The organism is Microbacterium sp. NPDC055357 (assembly GCF_053644835.1).
In genome coordinates this window covers 365,921-389,100 of sequence record NZ_JBSHLZ010000002.1, presented here as the reverse complement: position 1 = coordinate 389,100, position 23,180 = coordinate 365,921, and the positions used below count along the sequence as shown (strand labels likewise).

The 23,180-nt window shown below is 70.1% G+C and carries 19 protein-coding genes and 1 tRNA gene; 15 read left to right on the top strand and 5 right to left on the bottom strand.

All coding sequences use genetic code 11. The features are described from left to right. Nucleotides 1–7: 7 nt before the first annotated feature. Nucleotides 8–1,558, bottom strand: coding sequence for a dolichyl-phosphate-mannose--protein mannosyltransferase (locus ACWICD_RS05060; RefSeq protein WP_454139476.1), 1,551 nt, complete (start codon nt 1,556–1,558; stop codon nt 8–10). 23 nt (nt 1,559–1,581) lie between these two features. Here ACWICD_RS05060 and rsmI point away from each other — a divergent pair, with 23 nt between their 5' ends. Genes rsmI through ACWICD_RS05045 form a run of 3 tightly spaced genes read left to right on the top strand, consistent with a single transcriptional unit; the run spans nt 1,582 to nt 4,933 of the window. Next, complete coding sequence (gene rsmI / locus ACWICD_RS05055; RefSeq protein ID WP_376130065.1) at nt 1,582–2,409, top strand: 16S rRNA (cytidine(1402)-2'-O)-methyltransferase; 828 nt, start codon at nt 1,582–1,584, stop codon at nt 2,407–2,409. Nucleotides 2,410–2,447: 38 nt separating this feature from the next. Further along, on the top strand, nt 2,448–4,046 hold the full coding sequence (gene metG, locus ACWICD_RS05050) for a methionine--tRNA ligase (protein ID WP_454139475.1): 1,599 nt from the start codon (nt 2,448–2,450) through the stop codon (nt 4,044–4,046). After that, nucleotides 4,043–4,933 carry a TatD family hydrolase gene (locus tag ACWICD_RS05045; protein ID WP_376130059.1) on the top strand — a complete coding sequence of 297 codons (891 nt, stop codon included), beginning with the start codon at nt 4,043–4,045 and terminating at the stop codon, nt 4,931–4,933. Before metG ends, ACWICD_RS05045 begins: the two co-directional genes overlap by 4 nt. Here ACWICD_RS05045 and ACWICD_RS05040 read toward each other — a convergent pair. Continuing rightward, nucleotides 4,912–6,183, bottom strand: coding sequence for an MFS transporter (locus ACWICD_RS05040; protein ID WP_376130056.1), 1,272 nt, complete (start codon nt 6,181–6,183; stop codon nt 4,912–4,914). The genes ACWICD_RS05045 and ACWICD_RS05040 overlap by 22 nt on opposite strands. A 44-nt stretch (nt 6,184–6,227) precedes the next feature. Next, a complete protein-coding gene (locus ACWICD_RS05035; RefSeq protein ID WP_376130053.1) occupies nt 6,228–6,350 on the bottom strand; it encodes a hypothetical protein in 123 nt (40 codons plus the stop codon). Between the two features lie 76 nt (nt 6,351–6,426). Here ACWICD_RS05035 and rsmA point away from each other — a divergent pair, with 76 nt between their 5' ends. From rsmA to ACWICD_RS05010, 5 genes are all read left to right on the top strand, one after another. Continuing rightward, nucleotides 6,427–7,272 carry a 16S rRNA (adenine(1518)-N(6)/adenine(1519)-N(6))-dimethyltransferase RsmA gene (gene rsmA, locus ACWICD_RS05030; protein ID WP_454139473.1) on the top strand — a complete coding sequence of 282 codons (846 nt, stop codon included), beginning with the start codon at nt 6,427–6,429 and terminating at the stop codon, nt 7,270–7,272. A gap of 9 nt (nt 7,273–7,281) precedes the next feature. Next, the gene (locus ACWICD_RS05025; RefSeq protein ID WP_376130047.1) at nt 7,282–7,443 is read left to right on the top strand and encodes a hypothetical protein; all 162 of its coding nucleotides are present in this window, start codon (nt 7,282–7,284) and stop codon (nt 7,441–7,443) included. Then, nucleotides 7,440–8,372 (top strand): 4-(cytidine 5'-diphospho)-2-C-methyl-D-erythritol kinase, encoded by a 933-nt coding sequence (locus ACWICD_RS05020; RefSeq protein ID WP_454139472.1) that lies wholly within the window; start codon nt 7,440–7,442, stop codon nt 8,370–8,372. Before ACWICD_RS05025 ends, ACWICD_RS05020 begins: the two co-directional genes overlap by 4 nt. A gap of 36 nt (nt 8,373–8,408) precedes the next feature. Beyond that, on the top strand, nt 8,409–9,737 hold the full coding sequence (locus ACWICD_RS05015; RefSeq protein ID WP_454139471.1) for a GNAT family N-acetyltransferase: 1,329 nt from the start codon (nt 8,409–8,411) through the stop codon (nt 9,735–9,737). A 113-nt stretch (nt 9,738–9,850) separates the two neighbouring features. Beyond that, entirely contained in the window at nt 9,851–11,650 is a 1,800-nt protein-coding gene (locus ACWICD_RS05010; protein WP_454139470.1) for an ABC-F family ATP-binding cassette domain-containing protein, read from the top strand. Between the two features lie 45 nt (nt 11,651–11,695). On the opposite strand, the gene ACWICD_RS05005 is transcribed toward ACWICD_RS05010, so the two are convergent. Further along, nucleotides 11,696–13,876: a CocE/NonD family hydrolase gene (locus ACWICD_RS05005; RefSeq protein ID WP_454139469.1), complete on the bottom strand. Its 2,181-nt coding sequence runs from the start codon at nt 13,874–13,876 to the stop codon at nt 11,696–11,698. 401 nt (nt 13,877–14,277) lie between these two features. Here ACWICD_RS05005 and ACWICD_RS05000 point away from each other — a divergent pair, with 401 nt between their 5' ends. Then, nucleotides 14,278–17,103: a M64 family metallopeptidase gene (locus ACWICD_RS05000; RefSeq protein WP_454139467.1), complete on the top strand. Its 2,826-nt coding sequence runs from the start codon at nt 14,278–14,280 to the stop codon at nt 17,101–17,103. Nucleotides 17,104–17,339: 236 nt separating this feature from the next. Continuing rightward, complete coding sequence (locus ACWICD_RS04995) at nt 17,340–18,710, top strand: NAD(P)-binding domain-containing protein (protein WP_454139465.1); 1,371 nt, start codon at nt 17,340–17,342, stop codon at nt 18,708–18,710. A 42-nt stretch (nt 18,711–18,752) separates the two neighbouring features. Here the strand turns inward: ACWICD_RS04995 and ACWICD_RS04990 are convergent, their stop codons facing one another. Further along, on the bottom strand, nt 18,753–19,250 hold the full coding sequence (locus ACWICD_RS04990) for a MarR family winged helix-turn-helix transcriptional regulator (RefSeq protein WP_376127077.1): 498 nt from the start codon (nt 19,248–19,250) through the stop codon (nt 18,753–18,755). Nucleotides 19,251–19,312: 62 nt separating this feature from the next. Here ACWICD_RS04990 and ACWICD_RS04985 point away from each other — a divergent pair. From ACWICD_RS04985 to ACWICD_RS04965, 5 genes are all read left to right on the top strand, one after another. Beyond that, nucleotides 19,313–19,384: transfer RNA gene (locus ACWICD_RS04985), tRNA-Gln, on the top strand. A gap of 1 nt (nt 19,385) precedes the next feature. Next, nucleotides 19,386–20,852, top strand: a complete 1,467-nt coding sequence (gene glmU, locus ACWICD_RS04980) for a bifunctional UDP-N-acetylglucosamine diphosphorylase/glucosamine-1-phosphate N-acetyltransferase GlmU (RefSeq protein ID WP_376127079.1) — start codon at nt 19,386–19,388, stop codon at nt 20,850–20,852. Beyond that, nucleotides 20,827–21,861 (top strand): ribose-phosphate diphosphokinase, encoded by a 1,035-nt coding sequence (locus tag ACWICD_RS04975; protein WP_376127080.1) that lies wholly within the window; start codon nt 20,827–20,829, stop codon nt 21,859–21,861. Before glmU ends, ACWICD_RS04975 begins: the two co-directional genes overlap by 26 nt. Further along, entirely contained in the window at nt 21,858–22,268 is a 411-nt protein-coding gene (locus tag ACWICD_RS04970) for a hypothetical protein (RefSeq protein WP_454139463.1), read from the top strand. The genes ACWICD_RS04975 and ACWICD_RS04970 overlap by 4 nt, the downstream gene beginning before the upstream one ends. 4 nt (nt 22,269–22,272) lie before the next feature. After that, on the top strand, nt 22,273–23,157 hold the full coding sequence (locus ACWICD_RS04965) for an FAD:protein FMN transferase (protein WP_454139461.1): 885 nt from the start codon (nt 22,273–22,275) through the stop codon (nt 23,155–23,157). The last annotated feature ends 23 nt before the right edge of the window (nt 23,158–23,180 follow it).

Here is a 23,180-nt window from a genome sequence, read left to right as displayed (position 1 = left end):
GAGCCCGTCAGATCCAGGTGGGCATCCAGTTGTGCAGGCGCCAGAAGTCGTACGGCACGGCGGTCGCCGTGACGATCGGGTACCAGAACGCCGCGACCACGAGCACGACGGCGAGGTAGACCCACACGACGCGCTGGCCCGAGCGTCGCCGGTAGCCGTCGGTGCTTCCCGCACCGGCGAGGTCGCGCAGCGCGAACGTCAGAGCGAGCAGCAGGAACGGCAGGATCGCGACGGTGTAGAACTGGAAGATCGTGCGCTCGGGATACAGCAGCCAGGGCACGTACGTCACGGCGATGCCTGTCAGCACGAGCGCGATGCGCCAGTCCCGCGACACGGCGAAGCGCCACACGAGGTAGACCGCGGCGGCGACGGCGGCGTACCAGACGAGCGGGTTCGGCATGCTGTAGATGTTCTGCACGACCTGGTCGTCGTTCTGGAAGTACATCGACGTCGGACGCATGAGCAGGGGCCACTGCCACGCGGGGCTCGCGTAGCCGTGGGCGCTCACAAGACCGACGTGGAAGCCGTAGATCTGCTCGTGGTACGCCCACAGATTCGCCAGGGCAGAGCCGATTCCGCCGCCGTCGGAGCCCTCGAGCGCGCGGCGCCCGTAACCGCCGTCGGTCGTGAGCCAGCTCGTCCACGACGCCAGATAGACGGCGGCGGCGACCGGGATGAACAGCACGAAGGTCACGACGCCCTGGCGGAAGGCGGCATCGGTGGGCCAGAAGATGACGCCGGCGCGGCGCCGGGCGAGCGCGTCGACGACGACGAGGTAGATGCCCAGACCCGCCGCGACATACAGGCCCGACCACTTCACGGCGGTCGCGGCGCCGACCGCGGCGCCCGCCGCGATCACCCACGGCCGGTTCCACAGGACGGGCCCCCACGCGGGCGGGTCGTCGCCGTGGTCGCGTGCCGCGAGCGCCGCGGCGAACCGGGTCGCCGTACGCCGGTGGTCCCGCACGATGAACCAGAACGCGAGCAGAACGAAGAACGTCAGGATGCCGTCGAGCAGGGCGACGCGGCTCATCGCGATCGCGAGACCGTCGACCGCCATGAGAGCGGATGCCACGGTGGCGAAGGCGATCGATCCCGAGAGCGACTTCGCCGCGAGGTACAGCACGAGCACGGTCGCGATGCCGAACACGGCCACGGCGATGCGCCAGCCGAAGGCCGACTCCGGGCCGAAGAGCGCCATGCCGGCGCCGATGAGGAACTTGCCGAGCGGCGGATGCACGACGAAGCTGCCCGACGTCAGGAAGACGTCGGTGTCGCCCGCGACGAAGCTCGCGTCGGCGTCGTCCGGCCAGGAGGCGGCATACCCGAGGTTCCACTGCGTCCAGGCATCCTTGACGTAATAGGTCTCGTCGAAGATCAGGGTGCCGGGATGCCCGAGGTTCCACAGGCGCAGGATCGCCGCGACGAGCGTGACGAGGGCGGGTGCGAGCCAGCGCCACAACCGCGCCGTGCGCGGGACGGCGGACAGTCGCGCCATCCAGCCGTCGTAGAGGGTGGGTCGCGCGAGCGGCGGCAGCGGCTCGGCGATCGACGTCACGGCGACCAGCCTATGCTGGCGGCGTGATCATCCTCGCGGCGACCCCCATCGGAAATCTGGGCGACGCGTCGCGGCGTCTCGTCGAGGCGCTCGAGCAGGCGACGATCGTCGCGGCCGAGGACACCCGCACGACGCAGCGGCTGCTCGCGGCGCTCGGGATCGGCAACCGGCCGAAGCTCATCGCGCTGCACGACCACAACGAGAAGGAGCGCGCGCCCGAGATCGTCGAACTCGCCCGCGACCAGGACGTGCTCGTGCTGTCCGATGCCGGCATGCCCACGGTCTCCGACCCCGGCTACGGGCTCGTCGCCGCCGCCGCCGAGGCGGGGGTCGACGTCACCGCCATCCCCGGTCCGAGTGCCGTCGTCACGGCGCTCGCCGTCGCGGGCCTTCCGACCGACCGCTTCACGTTCGAGGGGTTCGTCGCACGCAAGCACGGCGAGCGGACGGCCGCGTTCACGGCGCTCGCGGGCGAACCGCGCACGATGGTGTTCTTCGACGCGCCGTCGCGAGCGGCCGCGACGCTGGCCGACATGGCGGCGACGTTCGGAGCAGACCGGCGGGCCGCCGTCTGCCGCGAACTGACGAAGCTGCACGAAGAGGTCGCGCGGGGGACGCTCGCCGAACTGGTCACGTGGGCCGAGCAGGGCGTGCGGGGCGAGCTCGTCATCGTCGTCGCCGGCGCCGCGGCGCGCGAGGTCCCGTTCGCCGACGCCGTGACGCACGTGCTCGACCTCGTCGCGGCGGGAACGCGCCTGAAGGATGCCGCGACCGAGGTCGCCGCGCACACGGGCCACTCGTCGCGGGAGCTCTACCAGGAAGCGCTCGCGCGGCGAGCGCGGCCGTCATAGCGCGAGGCGCGGCATCCAACCGGCCTAGAATCTCAAGGGTGACTTCCGGCCGCAGCTTCTACATCACGACGCCGATCTACTACCCGAGCGACGTGCCCCACATCGGCCACGGCTACACGACCGTGGCCGTCGACGCGCTCGCCCGCTGGCATCGCCAGGCGGGCGATGACACCTGGATGCTCACGGGCACCGACGAGCACGGCCAGAAGATGATGCGGGCCGCCGCCGCCAACGGGTCCACGCCCCAGGAGTGGGTCGACAAGCTCGTGAGCGAATCGTGGTTCCCGCTGCTGGAGACCCTCGATGTCGCCAACGACGACTTCATCCGCACGACGCAGCCCCGCCACGAGGAGCGCGTCAAGCAGTTCGTGCAGGCCATCTACGACCGCGGATACATCTACGCGGGCGAGTTCGAGGCGCTGTACTGCGTCGGCTGCGAGGAGTTCAAGACCGACGCCGAGATCGTCGAGGGCGAGGGGGCGTTCGAAGGGCTCAAGGTCTGCGCGATCCACTCCAAGCCGCTCGAGCTGCTGCAGGAGAAGAACTACTTCTTCAAGCTCAGCGAGTTCCAGGACCGGCTCATCGAGCTGTACAGCTCGGTGCCGGACTTCATCCGCCCCGAATCCGCGCGCAACGAGGTCGTCTCGTTCGTCAAGAGCGGGCTCAAGGACCTCTCGATCTCGCGGTCGACGTTCGACTGGGGCATCACGGTGCCGTGGGACGAATCCCACGTCATCTACGTCTGGGTCGATGCCCTCCTCAACTACGCGACGGCCGTGGGATACGGCGACGACGCGTCGAACGGCTCGGGGCCGGCAGGCGAGTTCGCCCGGCGCTGGCCGGCGTACCACGTCGTGGGCAAGGACATCCTGCGCTTCCACGCCGTCATCTGGCCGGCGATGCTCATGGCCGCCGGCGTCGATGTTCCCGCGGGCGTCTTCGCGCACGGCTGGCTGCTCGTCGGCGGCGAGAAGATGTCGAAGTCGAAGCTCACCGGCATCGCGCCGTCCGAGATCACCGACGTCTTCGGATCGGACGCCTACCGGTTCTACTTCCTCTCGGCGATCGCGTTCGGCCAGGACGGCTCGTTCTCGTGGGAGGATCTCTCGGCCCGCTACCAGGCCGAGCTCGCGAACGGCTTCGGCAACCTGGCATCCCGGACGACGGCCATGATCGAGCGGTATTTCGAGGGAATCGTGCCGCCGGCGGGCGAATACACCGAGCGCGATCTGCGCGTGCAGCAGATCGTGGCGGATGCCGCCACCGCGGCCGACGACGCGATCGAGCGGTTCCGCATCGACGAAGCCATCCACGCGATCTGGACGATCGTCGATGACCTCAACCTCTACATCACCGAGAACGAGCCGTGGGCGCTCGCGAAGGACGACGCTCAGCGCACGCGCCTGGGCACCGTGCTCTACACGGCCGCCGAGGGCCTGCGCGCCCTCGCGGTGCTGCTGTCGCCGGTCATGCCCGAAGCGACCGAGAAGCTGTGGGTCGCCCTGGGCGCCGGCGAGTCGCTCGGGCGCCTCATCGACCAGCCCATCCGCGAGGCGGGGCAGTGGGGGGCTCTGCGCGCCGGCACGAGCGTCAACGGCCTCGCGCCGCTGTTCCCCCGCATCGAGCAGAGCGCGTGAGTGACGTCGACCCGTCGCAGTACGTCCGCACGCGCTCGCAGGAGGGCCGCGGCGACGTGCGCTGGCCCGACGCGCCCGAGCCGCTGCCTGTCGCCGTCTACGACAACCACGCGCACCTCGAGATCGACGACGGCGACACGTCGCTGAGCCTCGACGAGCAGCTCGAGCGCGCCGCCCGGGTCGGCGTCGCCGGCGTCGTGCAGGCCGGTGGCGACATCGACTCGAGCCGCTGGTCGGCGTGGGCTGCGGCATCCCATCCTCGCGTGCTGGCGGCCGTCGCGATCCACCCCAACGAGGCTCCCGCCTACCGGGCGGCGGAACGACTGGACGAGGCGATCGCGGTCATCGACGAGCTCGCAGAGCAGCCGCGCGTGCGCGCCATCGGCGAGACGGGTCTCGACTTCTTCCGCACGGGCGACGAGGGACTGCCGGCGCAGTTCGAGAGCTTCGAGGCGCACATCGCCCTCGCGAAGAAGCACGACATCGCGATGCAGATCCACGACCGCGAGGCTCACGACGCCGTGCTCGAGACCCTCGCGAGGGTCGGCGCGCCCGAGCGCACGGTCTTCCACTGCTTCTCGGGCGACGCGGCGATGGCCGCGATCGCCGCCGAGAACGGGTACTACCTGTCCTTCGCGGGGAACGTGACGTTCAAGAACGCCCAGACCCTGCGGGATGCCCTGAAGGCGACCCCGCGCGAGCGGATCCTCGTCGAGACGGATGCACCGTTCCTGACGCCCGTGCCGCATCGCGGTCGTCCGAACGCGCCGTATCTCATCCCCGTCACGGTGCGATTCATGGCCGTCGAACTGGGCGTCGAACTCGACGAGCTCTGCGCGCAGCTGGCCGCGAACACGCTCGAGGTCTACGGGGCCTTCGAGGACTGATCCGGCTCCCCGTCGTCGAGGACGGGGCGGGACGCGGCGATGTGCGAGATCGACCGCCACACGACGGCCAGCGTGATCGCCGACCCGGCGAACGCGAACCACCACGGCGCCGTGAGGCCCCACCCCTGTGCCAGCAGGCCGCCGATCAGCTGGCCGATCACGAGCCCCCCGAACACGCCGACCATGTTGACCGAGGCGATGCGGCCCTGCAGGTGCAGCGGCACGAGTCGCTGGCGCACGGTCGTCGAGATCGTGCCCCACACGAACGCGTACGCGCCGAAGCCGAACATGAGCGCCAAGGCGACGACGGGCGAGGTCGTGAGGGCGAACGCGAGGTGCATGAGCACTTCGAGCGTCAGGCACACGCGCATGAGCGTCGCGAACGACACGTGCCGCTCGAGCCATCCGAAGCACAGGGTCGCGATGATGCCGCCGAGCGCCGACGCCGTCATGAGGGTTCCGAAGCCGACGGCGCCCATGCCGAGGTGCTCGGTCGCGTAGAGCACGAGGATGCCCCAGGGAGCTGCCCAGGTCACGTTGAAGACGAGGATGATGACGACGAGCGTGCGCACCGGCGGGTTGTCGCGCAGCCACGCGAGCCCTTCGCGGATCGGGCGGGGCTTCGCCTGGGGCGCCGGATGCTCCTTCGGCGGCACGGGCGTGCGCGCGATGCGCGAGATGAGCACGACGGCGAGCGACACGCACAGGATCTGGGTGAGGAAGGGCCAGAAGGAACCCGCCGCGAAGAGGAACGCGCCCAGGGGCGGCCCCGCGAGCTGATTGCCGACGAGGAACCCCGCCTGCAGCCGCGCATTGCCCGTGCCGAGGTCGACGGGGCGCACGAGCATCGGCAGCAGCGTCGCGCCCGCCGAGTCGGCGAACACTTCGGCCGTGCCGTAGAGGAACGCCGCCGCGAGCACGATCACCACCGTCACCTGGCCGGTGAGGAGGAACACGACCAGTCCCGTGACCACGACGGCGCGCGAGGCGTTGGCGATCATGACCAGTCGCCGTCGGTCATGATGATCGGCGACGGATCCCGCGAGCAGGCCGAAGAGCAGCCAGGGGAGGTACTGCATCATCGCTCCGGCGGCCACGAGCAGCGGCGACGACGTCAGCGATGCGATCAGGAGAGGGGATGCCGCCAGGGCGATCCCGTCGCCGAGGTTGCTCGTCCAGGACGAGGCGAGCAGCCACCGGAAATCCCTGCCGAGTCGGCGTGGTGCGATGAGTTCGCCGGGGGAAGGCATCCCGTCATCCTATGAGGGGCGCCGACCCCGGCGGTGGCCGAGTGCTACTCGGGGCGGGCCTCGTCGTCGAGTCGATTCTGCTCCGCAGCCTCGAGGCGCTCCTTCTCCTTCTGAGCGGCTTCGCGCTCTTCGCGGATCTGTTCGTGCGACTTGGAGTTGTTCGTCATGGCCCCGATCATAGGGGTGCGTGCGGCGGCGGCCGGTCGGCGAAGCCGCGCCCACCCGCGTGACTACAGTTGACGCATGTCCGTGACCCTGCTCGGTGCGTCCGAGATCCGCGCGCTCGCGGCCGAACTCGATGTCACCCCGACCAAGAAGCTGGGGCAGAACTTCGTCGTCGACGCCAACACCGTGCGCAAGATCGTGCACGTCGCGCGCGTCACGGCGGGCGAGCGCGTCGTCGAGATCGGACCCGGTCTGGGCTCGCTGACCCTCGCGATCCTCGAGGCCGGTGCCGCCGTCACGGCCGTCGAGATCGACCACCGGCTCGCTGCGCGACTGGCCGACACCGCTCGCGCCCACGGTGTGCCCGCGGGTGCCCTGACGGTCGTGGACGCCGATGCGCTGCGGGTGACCGATCTGCCCGGCGACCCGACGGTGCTCGTCGCCAACCTGCCCTACAACGTGAGCGTGCCGGTCCTGCTGCACTTCCTCGAGACGTTCCCGGGGCTGCAGCGCGGCGTGGTCATGGTGCAGGCCGAAGTGGGGGAGCGGCTCGCGGCCGGCCCCGGATCGAAGATCTACGGCTCGCCCAGCGTCAAAGCGGCGTGGTGGGGAACGTGGCGGCTCGCCGGCACGGTGTCCCGCCACGTGTTCTGGCCCGTGCCGAACGTCGACAGCGTGCTCGTCGCCTTCGAACGCGACGCGGAGCCGCGCGGGACCGAGGACGAGCGTCGCCGCACGTTCAGCATCGTCGACGCCGCATTCCAGCAGCGCCGCAAGATGCTGCGCCAGGCGCTCTCCGGCGTGCTGGGTGGGTCGGCGGCCGAAGCCAGCGTCGTGCTCGAGGCTGCCGGCGTCGCCCCGACGGCGCGGGGCGAGAACCTCACGGTCGAGGACTACCTGCGCATCGCGCGCGTCGGTCGGTAGCCTGGATCCGTGACCGACGTGCATCCCCACCTCGCCCGCGGTGGCGACCGGCACCGTCCGTACGCGGCCGCCGCCGGCGGTGCACCTTTCGCGGCGGACGAGCTCGCGCGCATCGACGCCCTCGCTGCCGGCGGTCAGCGCGACCTGCGGCAGAAGGCGGAGGACACGTGACCCACGCATTCACGAGCGATCACGTGCGTGTGCGTGCTCCGGGCAAGCTCAACGTCTTCTTCGAGGTGGGGAGCGTGCAGGACGACGGGTATCACGACGTCGCGTCGGCGTACCAGGCCGTCTCGCTGTACGAAGACGTCGTCGCGTCGCACTCCGACGAATTCACCCTCTCGGTGTCGGGCTCCGTCGACGTCTCGGGTGTGCCGCTGGACGACCGCAATCTCGCGCTGCGGGCGGCACGACTCGTCGCGCAGAAGGCGGGTCACGCCGGCGGCGTGCACCTCGACATCGCCAAGCACGTGCCCGTCGCAGGAGGCATGGGCGGGGGCTCGGCCGATGCCGCGGCCGCGCTCGTCGCGTGCGACGCGCTGTGGGGCACCGACCTCGGCAGCACCGAGCTGCACCGGCTTGCGGCGAGGCTCGGCGCCGATGTGCCCTTCGCCCTGCTGGGCGGCACGGCGGTCGGCACGGGCCGGGGCGATCAGCTGAGCCCGGCGCTCGCGAAGGGCCGGTTCGACTGGGTCATCGTGCCGTCCGATGACGGCCTGTCCACGCCGAGCGTCTACGGGCATCTCGACGAACTGCGCACGCGCACCGGCATCCGACGCGTCGATCATGCCCCCGACGTCGCGCCCATCGTGCTGCAGGCGCTGCGCGCGGGCGACGCGGCGGCGCTGGCCGACGTGCTGCGCAACGACCTGCAGGCGGCCGCCCTCTCGCTGCGCCCCGACTTGCGCGAGCTTCTCGAGCTGGGGGAGTCGAGCGCGTCGGCGCTCGCCGGTATCGTGTCGGGGTCGGGACCGACGATCGCGTTTCTCACGCACGATGCCGAGTCCGCGCTCGATCTGCAGGTGACACTGTCGGCCGCCGGTCACGAAGCCCTGCACGTGCACGGGCCGGTCGCCGGCGCGCGCATCATCCACGCCTGACCTCGATCGGGCCGCGAATAACAGAGGAGAACGCCCATGAGCCTGTCCGAAGACGCCCTCGTCACGGCGTTCCGTGAGGGTGCGGTGGATTCCGCATCGGCCGAACGGCTCGCCGCGAACGGACTGGACTATCGCCGGGTCGGCGTCGACTCCGATGCCTTCGCGCCGTGGCTGCAGGTCGTGCGACGCGGGTTCCAGGACGGCGAGCGCACCGACGACCAGATCGCGGCGATCCGCGAGCGCAGCGGGTACCGGCGCCTGACGGGCGTCTACGATCCGACGACGCCCATGGCGGACGCACCCGTCGGCACGATCGCGTCGTGGGTCGGAGACCTCGCGGTGCCCGGTGGTGGCGGCATCCCGTCGTGCGCCATCTCGGCCGTGACGGTCTCGCCGACGCACCGTCGCCGGGGGATCGCGCGGGCCATGCTCGAGGGCGAGCTGCGCGCCGCGAAGGATGCCGGTGTGCCCATGGCGATGCTCACGGTGAGCGAGTCCACGCTCTACGGTCGCTACGGTTTCGCGCCGGCGGCGATGAGCGCGTCGTGGCGGATCGAGACGGCGCGCGCCGGGTGGATCGGGCCGCGCCCGGACGGGCGAGTCGACTTCGTCTCGCGTGAGCGGGCCCGCGAGCTCATGCCCGTCGTGCACGAGCGGGCGCGGCTGCGCGTTGCGGGCGAGATCGACGTGCCGGCATCGCACTGGGACGCCTTCGCCGGCACGCGCCCCGATGCCGACAAGCCCGGCGACAAGCGCGCCGTGCAGTACACCGACGCGACCGGCGAGGTGCGCGGAGTCGCGGTCTACGGGCTGCGCGAGAACCACGACGACTTCACGAAGGCGACGGCGTCGGTGCACTACCTCGTCGCCGACGGCGACGACGCGTACGCCGCGCTGTGGCGGTTCCTGCTCGAGCTCGACCTCGTGGCCGAGGTGCGTGCCGAGGAGCTGTCGGTCGACGAGCCGCTGCGGTGGATGATCAGCGACCAGCGCGCCGCGACCGTGACGGTCAACGACCACCAGTACGTGCGCATCCTCGACGTCGCGGCGGCGTTGGAGGCGCGGCGGTATGCGGTGCCCGGCCGGGTCGTGCTCGATGTGACCGACCCGCTCGACTTCGCCGGCGGGCGACACCTGCTCGATGTCGCCGCCGACGGCACGGCGCGGGTGTCGCGCATCTCCGGCGAGGGGCCGGCCGCCGCCGTCACGGTCGCTCTCGGGGCGGCCGAGCTGGCAGCGGTCTACCTCGGCGGCGTCTCGCTGGCGACGCTCGCCGCCGCCGGACGCGTCGTGTCCTCGGACGCGCTTCGCGCCGCCGCCATCCTCTCGTGGCCCATCGCCCCCCGCCTGTCGTTCTGGTACTGACCCCCGCCCACTACCCGCGAGACTGCAACCGACGGCCGAGACTGCGGGTGAACCCCGCAGTCTCGGCGCCCCGGTGCAGTCTCACGGTCAAGGGGGCCTAGCCTGGGAGGGATATGGCGCATCTTCTCGGGGCGGAAGCCCTGCACCTCGAGTTCCCCACCAAGGTCGTGTTCGACTCCGTCTCGCTCGGCATCGACGAAGGCGATCGGATCGGCGTCGTCGGCCGCAACGGCGACGGCAAATCCAGCCTCCTGGCGATGCTCGCCGGCCGGCTCGAACCCGACGGCGGCCGCGTCACGGTGCGCGGCGGCGTCCGCGTCGGGGTCCTCGACCAGTCCGACACCCTCGGCGAGACCGGCACGGTCGCCGAGGCCGTCGTCGGCGACACGCCGGAGTACGAGTGGGCGGGATCCTCGCGCGTGCGCGACGTCATCGCCGGGCTGCTCGCCGACATCGCGTGGGACGGTCCCGTCACGGGCCTGTCCGGCGGCCAGCGCCGCCGCGTCGCGCTCGCGCAGCTGCTCGTCGGGGACCACGACGTCATCTTCCTCGACGAGCCGACGAACCACCTCGACGTCGAGGCGATCGCCTGGCTCGCCGAGCACATCAAGCGCCGGTGGCCGGCGAACCAGGGCGGCCTGCTCGTCGTCACCCACGACCGGTGGTTCCTCGATGAGGTGTGCACATCGACGTGGGAGGTGCACGACCGCATCGTCGAGCCCTTCGACGGCGGATACGCCGCATACATCCTGCAGCGCGTCGAGCGTGACCGGCAGGCGGCGACGATCGAGGCGCGACGCCAGAACCTCGCCCGCAAGGAGCTGGCGTGGCTGCGGCGAGGAGCCCCCGCGCGCACGTCCAAGCCGAAGTTCCGCATCGATGCGGCCAACGAGCTCATCGCCGACGTCCCCGAGATCCGCGACAAGACCGAGCTGCAGTCGCTCGCCGTCACGCGCCTCGGCAAGGACGTCGTCGATCTGCTCGACACCTCGGTCAGCTACGGCGATCGCGTCGTGCTGCATCCCCTCGAGTGGCGTATCGCGCCGGGGGAGCGCACGGGCATCCTGGGCGTCAACGGCGCCGGCAAGTCCACGCTCCTCGGGCTGGTGTCGGGTGAGGTCGAGCCGACGACCGGTCGGGTCAAGCGCGGCAAGACCGTCAAGGTGGCGACGCTGACGCAGCGCCTGGACGAACTCGAGGAGCACCTCGACGATCCCGTGCGGGTCGTCATCGCGGGCCTGCGGACCTCGTACACGTTCGGTGCCGGCTCGAAGGCCCAGGAGCTCACCCCGGGTCAGCTCCTCGAGCAGATGGGCTTTTCGAGCGCGCAGCTGTCGACGCCCGTGAAGGACCTCTCGGGCGGGCAGAAGCGTCGCCTGCAGCTGCTGCTGATCCTCCTCGAGCAGCCGAACGTGCTGATCCTCGACGAGCCCACGAACGATCTCGACACCGACATGCTCGCCGCGATGGAGGACCTGCTCGACACGTGGCCCGGCACGCTCCTGGTCGTATCCCACGATCGCTATTTCATCGAACGGGTCACCGACCAGCAGTTCGCGATCCTGAGCGGGCACCTGCGCCACCTGCCGGGGGGCGTCGACGAGTACCTGCGGCTGCGCGAGCGCGAGCGTCAGGCTCCTGCGGCCGGCCGCGCCGCGGCATCCGCTGACATACCGGATGCACCGCAGCTGACCGGTGCGGAGCTTCGGGCTATGCAGAAGGAGATCGCGTCGCTGGAGCGCCGTCTCGAGAAGCTCGAGAAGCAGATCGCGACGGCGCGCACGGCGCTCGCCGATCACGATCAGGCCGACTACGGGGGCCTGGCCGCCGAGATGGCGAGGATCACCTCGCTCGAGACCGATCGGGATGCGGTCGAGGAGCGCTGGTTCGAGCTGTCCGGCCTCGTGGAGTGATCAGCCGGCGGTGGGGATGCGGGAGCGCACCCCCACCGCCGGAACTCACCGCGCCGGGTAGGACGCCGTCTTGGTGACGGTGATGGTCTCGCCGTCGACGAGTCCGGTCACCGTGACCGTCGCCGTGCCCGCGCCGACCGATGCCGAGCGCGTGTTGAACGAGACGGCGACGCTCTTGCCCGGCGCGACCGAGGAGAACGTCTTCGTGCCGAAGTCCGTCTCGACGGTGATGTCGACGGGAACCTCGGCGTCGTTGGCGGCCGTGACGCTGACGTACGGCGTGCCGCCGAGCGTGCGCGTCGTGGCCGTCACGTCTCCCGCGAGGGCTTCGATCCCGGCATCCGAGGCCGCCTGCGTGCCGCCGACGACGGGGAGGCTGATCCTGCTCAGTGTCATGTCGACGGTGATCTCGGGGCGGGATGGCAGTGTCTCGACCGAGTACGACCGGTACGACCCGACGAGGATCACTCCGATGCGGTTGCCCTCCGAGAAGGTGTAGTCCTCGGGGAGCATCGGGAAGCTCAGGCTCTCCGCGACACCGGGGACGAGCGGCGCGGCCTGCTCGAGCGAGAAGCGGTTGCGGGCATCCATGGCCCCCTTCGTGACACGCCACTGGTTCGTCGTGATGGGGCGGTAGTCCACGATCCGGTAGCAGGCGTCATCGTGCTCGGACGCCTCGCCATGGCAGGTCTCGGGTGCCGTCGTGTTCTGCCGGATGCCGTCGCCCGCGCGGTCGTTCTGCTCGGTCGGACCGTACTCGACCAGCATGGCGCCGACGTACGCGACGTCCTGGCTGGAGGCGGCCGTGAGTTCGACCACGGGCGTGCCCGAGATGCGCAGGTCCTCGGCGAGCGGGTCGGAGAGGAAGGCGAGCCGCGACGCCGATGTCGTCTCGGGGTTGTTCATGGCCTGCGCCTCGGTCTGGCTCGGGTTGTCGACGAACGACGCGACCGTCGCCTCGCCCGGAGCGGGCGTCAGGGCGAACGACCCGGCGCCGCCGGCGCCGTCGCGGAGGTAGACCTCCACGTGCTCGGTGCCGTCGATGGGCCAGTTCGCGTGCTGCTCCCATACGCCGCCCTCGACCTCGACGTCGACCATCGGCTCGGCGTCGATCCCGTTGTCGATGTCGAGCAGGTAGTGGTCGAACCAGCGGTGCAGCGTGTCGACCCATTCGCCGCGGCGGAAGTCGAAGGGCTCGATGTGGCCCGTGCGCGACAGCCACATCTTGCGCTCGACGTCGTGCTCGCCGAGGGCGGCCCACATCTTCGAGGCGTGGTCGGCGCGGACGTTCTCCTCCTGCAGGCCGTGCACGAGGAAGACCGACGCGGTCACCTCGTCGACCTTGTCGAGGTAGTTGCGCTCGTACCAGAACGGGGAGTAGTCGCCGTTCTCATCGCCGTCCGCCGCGTCGATCTCATCCCACACGGGCGCGCATCGTGCCTGACGCTCGCGGTCGTCGTTCGTGATCGTCGTGGCGAGGGAGCGCAGGTAGTTGTTGCCGCGCTGCACGAGGCCGTTCGTGCGCGTGTAGTCGTAGTAGTTGTACGGTCCGCCGATCGGGACGACGGTCGCGAGACCCTCGACGCCGGACACGGCCGCGCCCATCGCGAGCGCGCCGTCGTAGGACTTGCCGATCATGCCGGACTTGCCGTTGTGCCAGTCGACGACGACGGGCTCGCCATCCGCATCGACGGCGGTGTTGCGGCCGTTGAGCCAGTCGACGACGGCGGGGCCGGACATGTTCTCGGACTCGCCCTGGATCGTCGGGCAGCCGGTCGAGCCGGCGGTTCCGGTCATGTCGACCAGGGCGACGGCGTAGCCGCGCGGCACGAAGTAGTTGTCGTAGTAGAGGGGCCACCGGTCGTTGAGGCCGTCGCCGTCGACGTCGGCTTTGAACTCGGACTCGTTGCCGCGTCCGAGTGTCGTGTAGTACGGCGAGTTGTCGATGATGACGGGGGCCTTCAGACCCTCTTCGGTCGCGGCCGGCCGCATGATGTCGACGCGGATCAGATCCTCGACGCCGTCGCGGTCGCTGTCGATGCCGGCCTTGACCCATACGCGTTCGCGCACGGCATCGGTGTAGCCGTGCACGGGCTGGGTCACCCCATCGGCGATCACGATCCCGGGTGGTTGCGCGGTGCTCGCTGTCGCGGGGCTGGTCGCGGCGGCCGAGACGAGCCCGGCGCATACCAGGACGGCCACGGCGGCCGGGGTTCTGAGTCTCACAGTGAAGGGTCCCTTCGTCGACGTGTGTCGGGTCCGAGCACGTGCCCGCTTCGCCGCGGGGCATCGTGCGTCGCGGTTGCGTTGGTCGTCCGGACTCCGGTGGTGCTGTCACGACGTCGTGCCGCTGTGGAATCCAGGAGACGTGCCCGAATCGTCGCAGGGTCCTCTGTGATATGTCAAACATTACTGAGGGTGCGACGTCTGTCGATGGTCTTTGTCGGGCCCCTTCAGTAGCGTGTTACACGTCACCGGGCCCCCGCCCGGCGAACCCCATTGCACCCCTACGAAGCGGTGCGGATCCGTGACGGCGCACAGAAGCGTCCCGGAAAAGGAAGGTCCACGTGTTGAAATCCCCCAGAAGAGCGTCATCGAGGATCGGCGCGGTACTCGCGACGGTCGCGATGACCGCAACGCTCGTCGTCGGCGGTGCCGCGACAGCGACGGCGACGGCGGTCGACCCGCTGCCCGAGCCCAACGTCGTGCCGATCCAGGTGACCGGCGACCCCAGCGAACGACTGAACCTCGTCGTCTTCGGTGACGGCTACCAGGCCGACCAGCAGAGCCTGTTCATGGCCGACCTCGACCGCAATCTCGGCGTGCTGTGGGGGACCGAGCCCTTCCGCAGCTACAAGAACTACATCAACATCTACGCCGTGCAGCTCGCGTCGATCGACTACGGCGTGCACTGCGACCCCGACGGCCGCGTGCGTCACCCCGACGGCACGATCCGCGACACGGGTGAGCGCGAAGGACCCCTCGCGACCAAGAACACGGCACTTCGCCTCACTCTGAGCGGCTGCAACGACCCGCTCGCCCGCGGCATCACCTACGGGCGCGCCCCCGTCGACTGCGAGTCGCAGGCCGGCCGCTACCCCGAGGGCGTCGACCCGTGCGAGACGGGCATCCAGGCACAGCGCCGGATCCTCGACGACTACGTCGCGCCGCTGCTGGGAATCCCGCGCACGGCGCAGAACGTGCAGACGCTCGCGCTGGCCAACACCTTCACGTACGGCGGCATCGGCGGCCGCGACGCGACGACCTCGGCGGGCTCCCCGCAGGGTCCCGTCGTCTCGCTGCACGAGCTCGGCCACTCGCTCGGAACGCTGCGCGACGAGTACCCCTACAACTCGCGCGACGTCGTCCGCCAGTGCTACACGGGTGCCGAGTCGGGCACGAGCTTCCACCACACGACGTACACGTCCGAAGAGCAGATGATCGCCGACGAGCACAAGTGGTTCCGCTGGCTCGGCGAAGAGAGCCGCTCGGGCGGCAGGATCGGCCTGTACGAATCCGGCGGCCTGTACCCCTGCGGTCAGTACCGTCCGAGCGAGCACTCCATGATGCGCTGGGTCGGATACGACTTCGACCAGATCGGTCTCGAGCACATGGTCGCCCGCATCACGGGCCTGCGCGACTCGGGTCAGATGGTCGTCACCTCGACGCCCGAGGGTGTCGTGCCCGCCGACAGCGTCCTGTGGACCGAGTCCGGCCAGCCGCGCTTCCACGAGCTCACGGTGACGTGGCGCGCCGGCGGTCCGGAGGGCGAGATCATCGCGTCGGGCCCCGAGCGCAGCCTCGACCTCGGCGAGCTCGACCTGCCCGAGGGCACGACGGTCCACGTCGAGGTCCGCGACCCCGTCGGTCCCGACGGCATCGACTGGGTCCGCATCCCGTCGGCCAACAACACCGCGACCGACTCGGGCTACAACGGCCCGCGCTTCGTGCAGACCCGGCAGTGGACCATCGGTGCGGAGGCCGTCGTCCCGTCGGCTCCCGGTGCGGAGATCACCTCGGCCAGCCTCACGTCCACGCCGCTCGCACGCGACGAGGTCGTCTTCGTCCGCACGAACCACCCGAGCGACCGCATCCCCACGGTGACGTGGAAGATCGATGGCGCCGAGGTGCAGTCCGGCACGCGCACGACGCTCGACCTGGGCGCGCTCGACCTCGGCGCGGGAACCTACGACCTCACGGTCTCGGTCACCGACCCGGCGAACCCCGACGTCGCCCCGGCGACGCAGGCGTGGAAGATCGACGCCGTCATGCCCACCGCCCCGCGGACGCTGTCGGAGTCGCTCGCGACCTCGACGACCGATGCTCACCCGATCTACTTCGGGGGATGGGACATGAAGCTCGACCCGACGGACTCCACCGCCGGGTACGACAGTGAGCGTTACGTCGTCGGTCAGCTGCGGCTGAACGGCGACGGATGGCTCGACTACTCGGGCTTCCCCGAGCAGCCGATGCCGGACTCGCCGTTCCGCTTCCGCCACTCCGGCACCGACCTGAAGGCCCTCACCTACGGGAACCTCGGCTCGGGCGGACTGAGCAAGGCCGCGTTCGAGCAGACCCTTCCGGATGACCACCCGCTGGGCGGCTTCATCCCCGGGTTCGGCACGCACGTCGTCGAGCACCGCGCGATCGACGCCGCCGGCAACATCGGCGACGCCGACTCGTACACCGCGACGGCACTGCCCGGCGCGGCACTGGAGTGCACCCAGACGCTGACCGGCGCGCTCGAGTCCGTCACGCTCACCGAGGGTGCCACGTGCATCACCGATGCCGACATCGCCGGTGCCCTCACCGTCACGGGCGATGCATCCGTCATGGTGACCGACACGGTCATCTCGGGTGCGCTCGCCGTCGACGGGGCCGAGACGTTCCAGATCTTCGGATCGACCGTCGAGGGCTCCGCGACGATCAGCGGCGTCGAGCGCGACGTCACCGCGGCGGGCACGACGTTCCGTCGTGGCGTCGAGCTGTCCGGCAACACGCAGGTCACCGCCAACGAGCGCTTCAGCAGGCTCGCCGGTGAGTACGGCCCCGTGTTCGCGGGCAACACCGTGTACGGCACGCTCACGTGCGACGCGAACAGCGCCGCGCTGAGCGACTTCGGCGCGACGAACGCCCTGGGCGGCGCGACGGTCGGTGACTGCGGAGAGCTCGCAGACTCGCTCGCCGTCACGGCCAGCACCGCGACGCGGTCGCTGGGCAGCACGGCGTACGTGAGCGTCTCGGTCAGGAACGACGCGGATGCCCCGGTGGACATCACCGTCGAGACGGCCTTCGGCAAGAAGTCGTTCTCGTCGGTCGCGCCGGGCAAGACCGTCGCCGTCTCGCTCAACTCACGGTCGGCGTCCGTCGCCGACGGTGAGGCGACCGTCACGGTGACGAACCTCGAGACGGACGAGACCTTCACGGTCTTCGCGCCGTACCAGGGCTCGTAACCGGTCCTCGCCACAGCGCTGCGCGGGTCCGTCCCTTCGGGGGCGGGCCCGCGCAGTGCGTTGCGCACGACCCGCAATCACCCGGAAAAGACCGCTGATCGCGTGCTTGATACCCTGGAAGACGGTCAGCACCGAAACCCGGACGGCGCGCGTGGTGTTTCTTCCCCGTGCCGCAGCGGTGCAGATGTATGCGATGACGCAGATGCAAGTGATACGCAACTAGAGGATACGAATACATGAGAATAGCGATTATCGGCGCCGGTCCCAGCGGAATGGCGCAGCTGCGAGCCTTCCACGCTGCAGAACAGGCGGGCGCAGAAGTTCCCGAGATCGTCTGCTTCGAGAAGCAGGAGGACTGGGGCGGCCAGTGGAATTACACGTGGCGCACCGGTCTCGACGAATTCGGCGAGCCGGTCCACTCCAGCATGTACCGCAACCTGTGGTCGAACGGCCCCAAGGAGGCGCTGGAGTTCGCGGACTACAGCTTCGACGAGCACTTCGGAAAGCCGATCTCGTCCTACCCGCCGCGTGAGGTGCTGTGGGACTACATCAACGGCCGCGTCGAGAAAGCGGGCCTGCGCGCAGCGGTGCGCTTCAGCACGGTCGTGCGCTGGGTGGACTACCACCCCGAGACCGAGACCTTCACGCTCGCGAGCGAGAACCTCGTCGACGGCTCGACCACGAGCGAGGAGTTCGATCGCATCATCGTGGCATCCGGTCACTTCTCCTTCCCGTCGCAGCCCGAGATCGCCGGTGTCGAGACGTTCCCCGGCATCATCATGCACGCGCACGACTTCCGCGGCGCCGAGGCGCTCAAGGACCGCACCGTACTCGTGGTCGGCTCGAGCTATTCGGCCGAGGACATCGGCAGCCAGGCCTACAAGATGGGCGCCGGACGCGTCATCGCGAGCTATCGCACGCAGCCCATGGGATACGACTGGCCCGACGGGTTCGAGGAGCGTCCGCTCATCGATCGCTTCGAGGGGTCGACGGCGTACTTCTCGGACGGCAGCGTCGCCGAGATCGACGCCGTCATCCTGTGCACGGGCTACCTGCACAAGTACCCCTTCCTCCCCGACGAGCTCGCCCTCGAGTCGCGCAACTGCGTCTACCCCGCGGGGCTGTACAAGGGCATCGTGTGGCAGGACAACCCGCACGTGTTCTACCTCGGCGCACAGGACCAGTGGTTCACGTTCAACATGTTCGACGCCCAGGCCTGGTTCGTGCGCGACATCATCCTCGGGCGCATCCAGCTTCCGGATGCCGCGACGCGGCAGATCGACATCGATCACTGGCTCGCGCGGTTCCATGCGATCGCCAGCGCCGCCGATGAGATCCGGTTCCAGGGCGACTACATCCGCGACCTGATCGATGCGACCGACTACCCGATGTTCGACATCGATGAGGTCGTCGAGATCTTCCTCGCGTGGAAGGATGACAAGGCCGAGGACATCATGGGCTACCGTGACCGCACCTACCGTTCGGTCATGACCGGCACGATCGCGGTGCAGCACCACACGCCGTGGATCGATGAGCTCGACGACAGCCTCGAGCGCTATCTCGACGAGTCGGCCGGTGCCGACCTCGCGGAGTCCGTCGGACGCTGACCCGTGGCATCCGGGCCGGCGGCGACGCCTGCCCGGATGCGCTCAGCGGTCGAAGCCGAGGCTCAGCTTGCGCAGCAGGCCGGCGAGGCGGTCGCGGTCGGCGCGCGAGAGCGTCGCGAGCAGCGTCGCCTCGGCGTCGACGAGGCGCGTGATGGCCGCGTCGACGCGCAGGCGGCCGTCATCGGTGATCGTGACGAGGATGCTGCGACCGTCATCCGGGTCGGCTTCGCGCCGGACGAGCCGCCGGGCGACGAGCCGGTCGATGCGGTTCGTCATCGTGCCGCTCGAGACGAGCGTCTGCTGCAGCAGCTGCTTGGGGCTGAGCTGAAACGGCTCGCCCGCGCGCCGCAGGGCCGACAGCACGTCCCACTCCCACGGCTCCAGGTCGCTGCGGCGGAACGCATCGCGCCGCGCGCGGTCGAGGTGGCGAGAGAGCCGGTCGACGCGCGAGAGCACTTCCAGCGGCGAGAAGTCGAGGTCGGGGCGCTGCGCGATCCACGCCTCGACGATGCGATCGACTTCGTCCGACTTGTCCGCCACCCGCCCATCATCGCATCCGCCTGCGTCGTGGCAGACTTGTCAGGTGCCGCGGTCGCGGCCGGTCCGCCGTGGTGTAACGGCAGCACGACAGCCTTTGGAGCTGTTAGGCCCAGGTTCGAATCCTGGCGGCGGAGCATGTCGAACACGCACACACCGCTGGCCGTCGTCGTTCTCGCCGCGGGGCAGGGCACCCGCATGAAGTCGGCGCTGCCCAAGGTGCTGCATCCGATCGGCGGTCGTCCGCTCGTCGGACACGTCGTGCGCACGGCCCGCGCCCTCTCGCCCGCGTCGGTCCTCGTCGTCGTGCGCCACGATCGCGACCGTGTCGCGCAGGCCGTCGTCGACACCGACGCTCAGGCCGTCGTCGTCGACCAGGACGACATCCCCGGCACCGGCCGCGCCGTCGAGGTCGCGCTCGAGGCGATCCCGGACTTCGACGGCGATGTGCTCGTGCTCAGCGGCGATGTGCCGCTGCTCGACGCCGACACGCTCACGGCACTGCTCGACACGCACCGTGCGCGCGCGGCCGCCGCGACCGTGCTGAGCGCCATCCTCGATGACGCGACCGGCTACGGCCGTGTCATCCGCGACGAGTCGGGCGCCGTCGCCCGCATCGTCGAGCAGAAGGATGCCACGCCCGAGGAGCGCGCCGTCACCGAGATCAACGCCGGGGTCTACGTCTTCCGCGCGGCGTCGCTGCGCGTGCAGCTCTCGCGCGTGGGCACCGCCAACGCGCAGGGCGAAAAGTACCTCACCGACGTCGTCGGTCTGCTGCGCGGTGCCGACGAGCAGGTCGCCGCGACGCCGGCGCCCGACGCCGCCGTCGCGCTCGGGGTCAACGACCGCGTGCAGCTGTCCGAGGCGGCGCGTCTGCTCAACGCGCGCACGGTGCGTCGCTGGCAGCTCGAGGGCGCGTCGATCCTCGACCCCGCGACGACGTGGATCGACGTCGACGCGACGCTCGCGCCCGATGTCACGATCCTGCCGAACACCTACCTGCTGCGGGCGACGACGATCGCCTCGGGCGCCGTCATCGGGCCCGACACGACGCTGTCCGACTGCGAAGTGGGGGAGGGGGCGACCGTCAAGCGCACCGACGCGACGCTCGCCGTCATCGGCGCGGGAGCGACGGTCGGTCCGTTCTCGTACCTGCGCCCCGGCACGATCCTCGGCGAGAACGGCAAGATCGGAACCTTCGTCGAGACGAAGAACACCACGATCGGCGAGGGCAGCAAGGTTCCGCACCTGTCGTACATCGGCGATGCGACGATCGGACGCCACGTCAATCTGGGCGCGGGCGCCATCACGGCCAATTACGACGACCTCGCCAAGCATCGCACCGAGTTCGGCGACGAGGTGCACACGGGGTCGCATAACGTCTTCGTCGCGCCCGTTAGGATCGGAGATGGCGCGAAGACCGGGGCGGGAGCCGTCGTTCGCAAGGACGTTCCCGCGGGTGCCCTGGCCCTCAGCGTCTCCCCCCAGCGCAACGTCGAGGGGTGGGTCGAGATGAACAGACCGGGAACCGGTGCCGCGGACGTCGCGGCCAAGGCTCGGTCCGCACAGAAAGCGGACGATGGGGCGCAAGAACAAGACGGCTGATCGCGATCACTCGGGGGACACGACTCCGGGTCTGGTCGCGAAGACCAAGAAGCGGCTCGTCGTCGCGGCTGGTCGCTCGCACCCCGAGCTGGCAGGTGATGTCGCCCAGGGTCTGGGGACGAAGCTCGTGCCGACCGAGCACCGCACCTTCGCCTCGGGTGAGATCCTCACCCGTTTCGAGGTCTCGATCCGCGGGTGCGACTTCTTCCTCATCCAGACCTTCGGTCCGCCGGTCAACGAGTGGCTCATGGAGACGCTCATCATGCTGGATGCCGCCAAGCGGGCCTCCGCCAAGCGCATCACGGTCGTCATGCCGTACTACCCGTATTCGCGGCAGGACAAGAAGGGCCGCGGACGCGAGCCCATCAGCGCCCGTCTCGTCGCGGATCTGCTGCGCACGGCCGGTGCCGACCGCATCATGAGCGTCGACCTGCACGCCGCCCAGATCCAGGGATTCTTCGACGGCCCGGTCGACCACCTCTTCGCCAAGCCCGTGCTGCTGGAGTACTTCCAGCGCACCCTGTCCGCCGAAGACCGTGAGAAGCTGACGGTCGTCTCGCCCGACACGGGACGCGTGCGCGTCGCCGACCAGTGGTCGGACAGCCTCGGCGCACCGCTCGCGATCATCCACAAGCGTCGCGACCCCAACGTCGCCAACCAGGTGAGCGTCAACGAGATCGTCGGCCACGTCGACGGCCGGGTCTGCCTGCTCGTCGACGACATGATCGACACGGGCGGCACGATCGTCAAGGCAGCCGAGGCGCTCAAGAAGAACGGCGCCGAACGCGTCATCGTCGCGGCGACCCACGCCGTCTTCAGCGATCCCGCCGCCCAGCGACTGCAGAGCGACGCGATCGACGAGGTCGTCGTGACCGACACGATCCCCCTGCCGCCCGAGAAGTGCTTCCCCCACTTGACGGTCCTTCCGATCGCGCCGCTGCTCGCCCGTGCGATCCGCGAGGTCTTCGAGGACGGCTCGGTCACGAGCATGTTCGACGGGGCGGCGTGACGGTTCGCACGCGCACGCTCGCCGCGGCGGCGGTCGGAATCGCGGGTGCCTTCGGCTTCGCCGGCTGCGTTTCCACCTCTGCCGGGGCCGACGGCGATCGGGTCGCGGGACCGTACGCCGACGGCGTGTACACGGCGGAGGGCTCCTACGCGACGCCCGAATCGGTCGAGACGATCACGGTGACCGTGACGCTCGCCGACGACGTCGTCACCGACGTGTCGGTCGTGGGCGACCCGCAGCGCGCCGAATCCGCGCAGTTCCAGGGGCAGTTCATCGGCGGCATCTCGGGCGAAGTCGTGGGAAAGCCTCTCGACGAGGTCTCGGTCAGCCGCGTCGCGGGGTCCTCGCTCACGAGCGGCGGATTCGCCGAGGCGCTCGAGGCGATCAAGGCCGACGCCGCGGACTGAGACGGTGACGCTCCGCGAGCACTGGCGTTTCGCCGCGATCGGCACCGAGTGGCTCGTCGAGACCCCCGATCGGGTGAGCGATGCCGTGCGGCGGGACGTGGCATCCGTCATCTCGTCGTTCGACGAGACGTGGTCGCGCTTCCGCGCCGATTCGCTCGTCGCCCGGCTCGCTCGTGACGGGGGAGAAGCGCCCGCTCCCGGGGATGCCCGCGTCATGCTCGACGCGTACACCGCGCTCTCGGAGGCCACAGCCGGCGCCGTGCAGCCGCTCGTGGGCGACGCACTCGCCCAGCGCGGGTACGACGCCGACTTCTCGCTCGTCGATCGCGGCGCGCGCTCCGCTCCGTCGGACTGGCGGGCGCAGCTCACCTGGGACGATGAGCGGCTGGCGCTGCGCCGTCCGGCCCTCATCGATGTCGGCGCCGTCGGCAAAGGGCACCTCGTCGACCTCGTCGCGGCACTCCTCCGCCGTGCGGGACATCGCGTCGTCGTCGTCGACGCGGGCGGTGACATGGCGATGCACGGCGTCCGGGAGCGGATCGGCCTCGAGCACCCCTTCGACGCCCGCCGCGTCCTCGGGGTGTGGGAGGTCGAGGACGCCGCGCTGTGCGCTTCGGCGACCAACCGGCGTGCGTGGGGCGACGGCCTGCATCATGTGCTCGATGCGCGCACGGGAGAGCCCGTGCGCGCGATCGCGGCGACGTGGGCGGTCGCGGCGACGGCGCTGCGGGCCGATGCGATCGCGACGGCGCTCTTCTTCGACGGGGGCCCGCGGCTCGCGCACGAGTGGGGCGTCCACTGGGTGCGCATGATGACCGACGGCCGGGTGGAATGGTCGCCGGGCTGCCGGGCCGAGCTGTTCGCTGCGGGCAGTACCGTGGAACCGTGACCGACACGTCTTCGCCGCGCCCT

Excerpts from the sequence above, each read along its gene's own strand:
- ACWICD_RS04995 (WP_454139465.1), top strand. The coding sequence starts at position 17,340 with ATGAGAATAGCGATTATCGGCGCCGGTCCCAGCGGAATGGCGCAGCTG.
- ACWICD_RS05000 (WP_454139467.1), top strand. The coding sequence starts at position 14,278 with ATGACCGCAACGCTCGTCGTCGGCGGTGCCGCGACAGCGACGGCGACG.
- ACWICD_RS05040 (WP_376130056.1), bottom strand. The coding sequence starts at position 6,183 with ATGCCTTCCCCCGGCGAACTCATCGCACCACGCCGACTCGGCAGGGAT.
- glmU (WP_376127079.1), top strand. The coding sequence starts at position 19,386 with ATGTCGAACACGCACACACCGCTGGCCGTCGTCGTTCTCGCCGCGGGG.
- rsmA (WP_454139473.1), top strand. The coding sequence starts at position 6,427 with ATGTCCGTGACCCTGCTCGGTGCGTCCGAGATCCGCGCGCTCGCGGCC.
- ACWICD_RS05035 (WP_376130053.1), bottom strand. The coding sequence starts at position 6,350 with ATGACGAACAACTCCAAGTCGCACGAACAGATCCGCGAAGAGCGCGAA.
- ACWICD_RS05015 (WP_454139471.1), top strand. The coding sequence starts at position 8,409 with ATGAGCCTGTCCGAAGACGCCCTCGTCACGGCGTTCCGTGAGGGTGCG.
- ACWICD_RS04975 (WP_376127080.1), top strand. The coding sequence starts at position 20,827 with ATGGGGCGCAAGAACAAGACGGCTGATCGCGATCACTCGGGGGACACG.
- ACWICD_RS05010 (WP_454139470.1), top strand. The coding sequence starts at position 9,851 with ATGGCGCATCTTCTCGGGGCGGAAGCCCTGCACCTCGAGTTCCCCACC.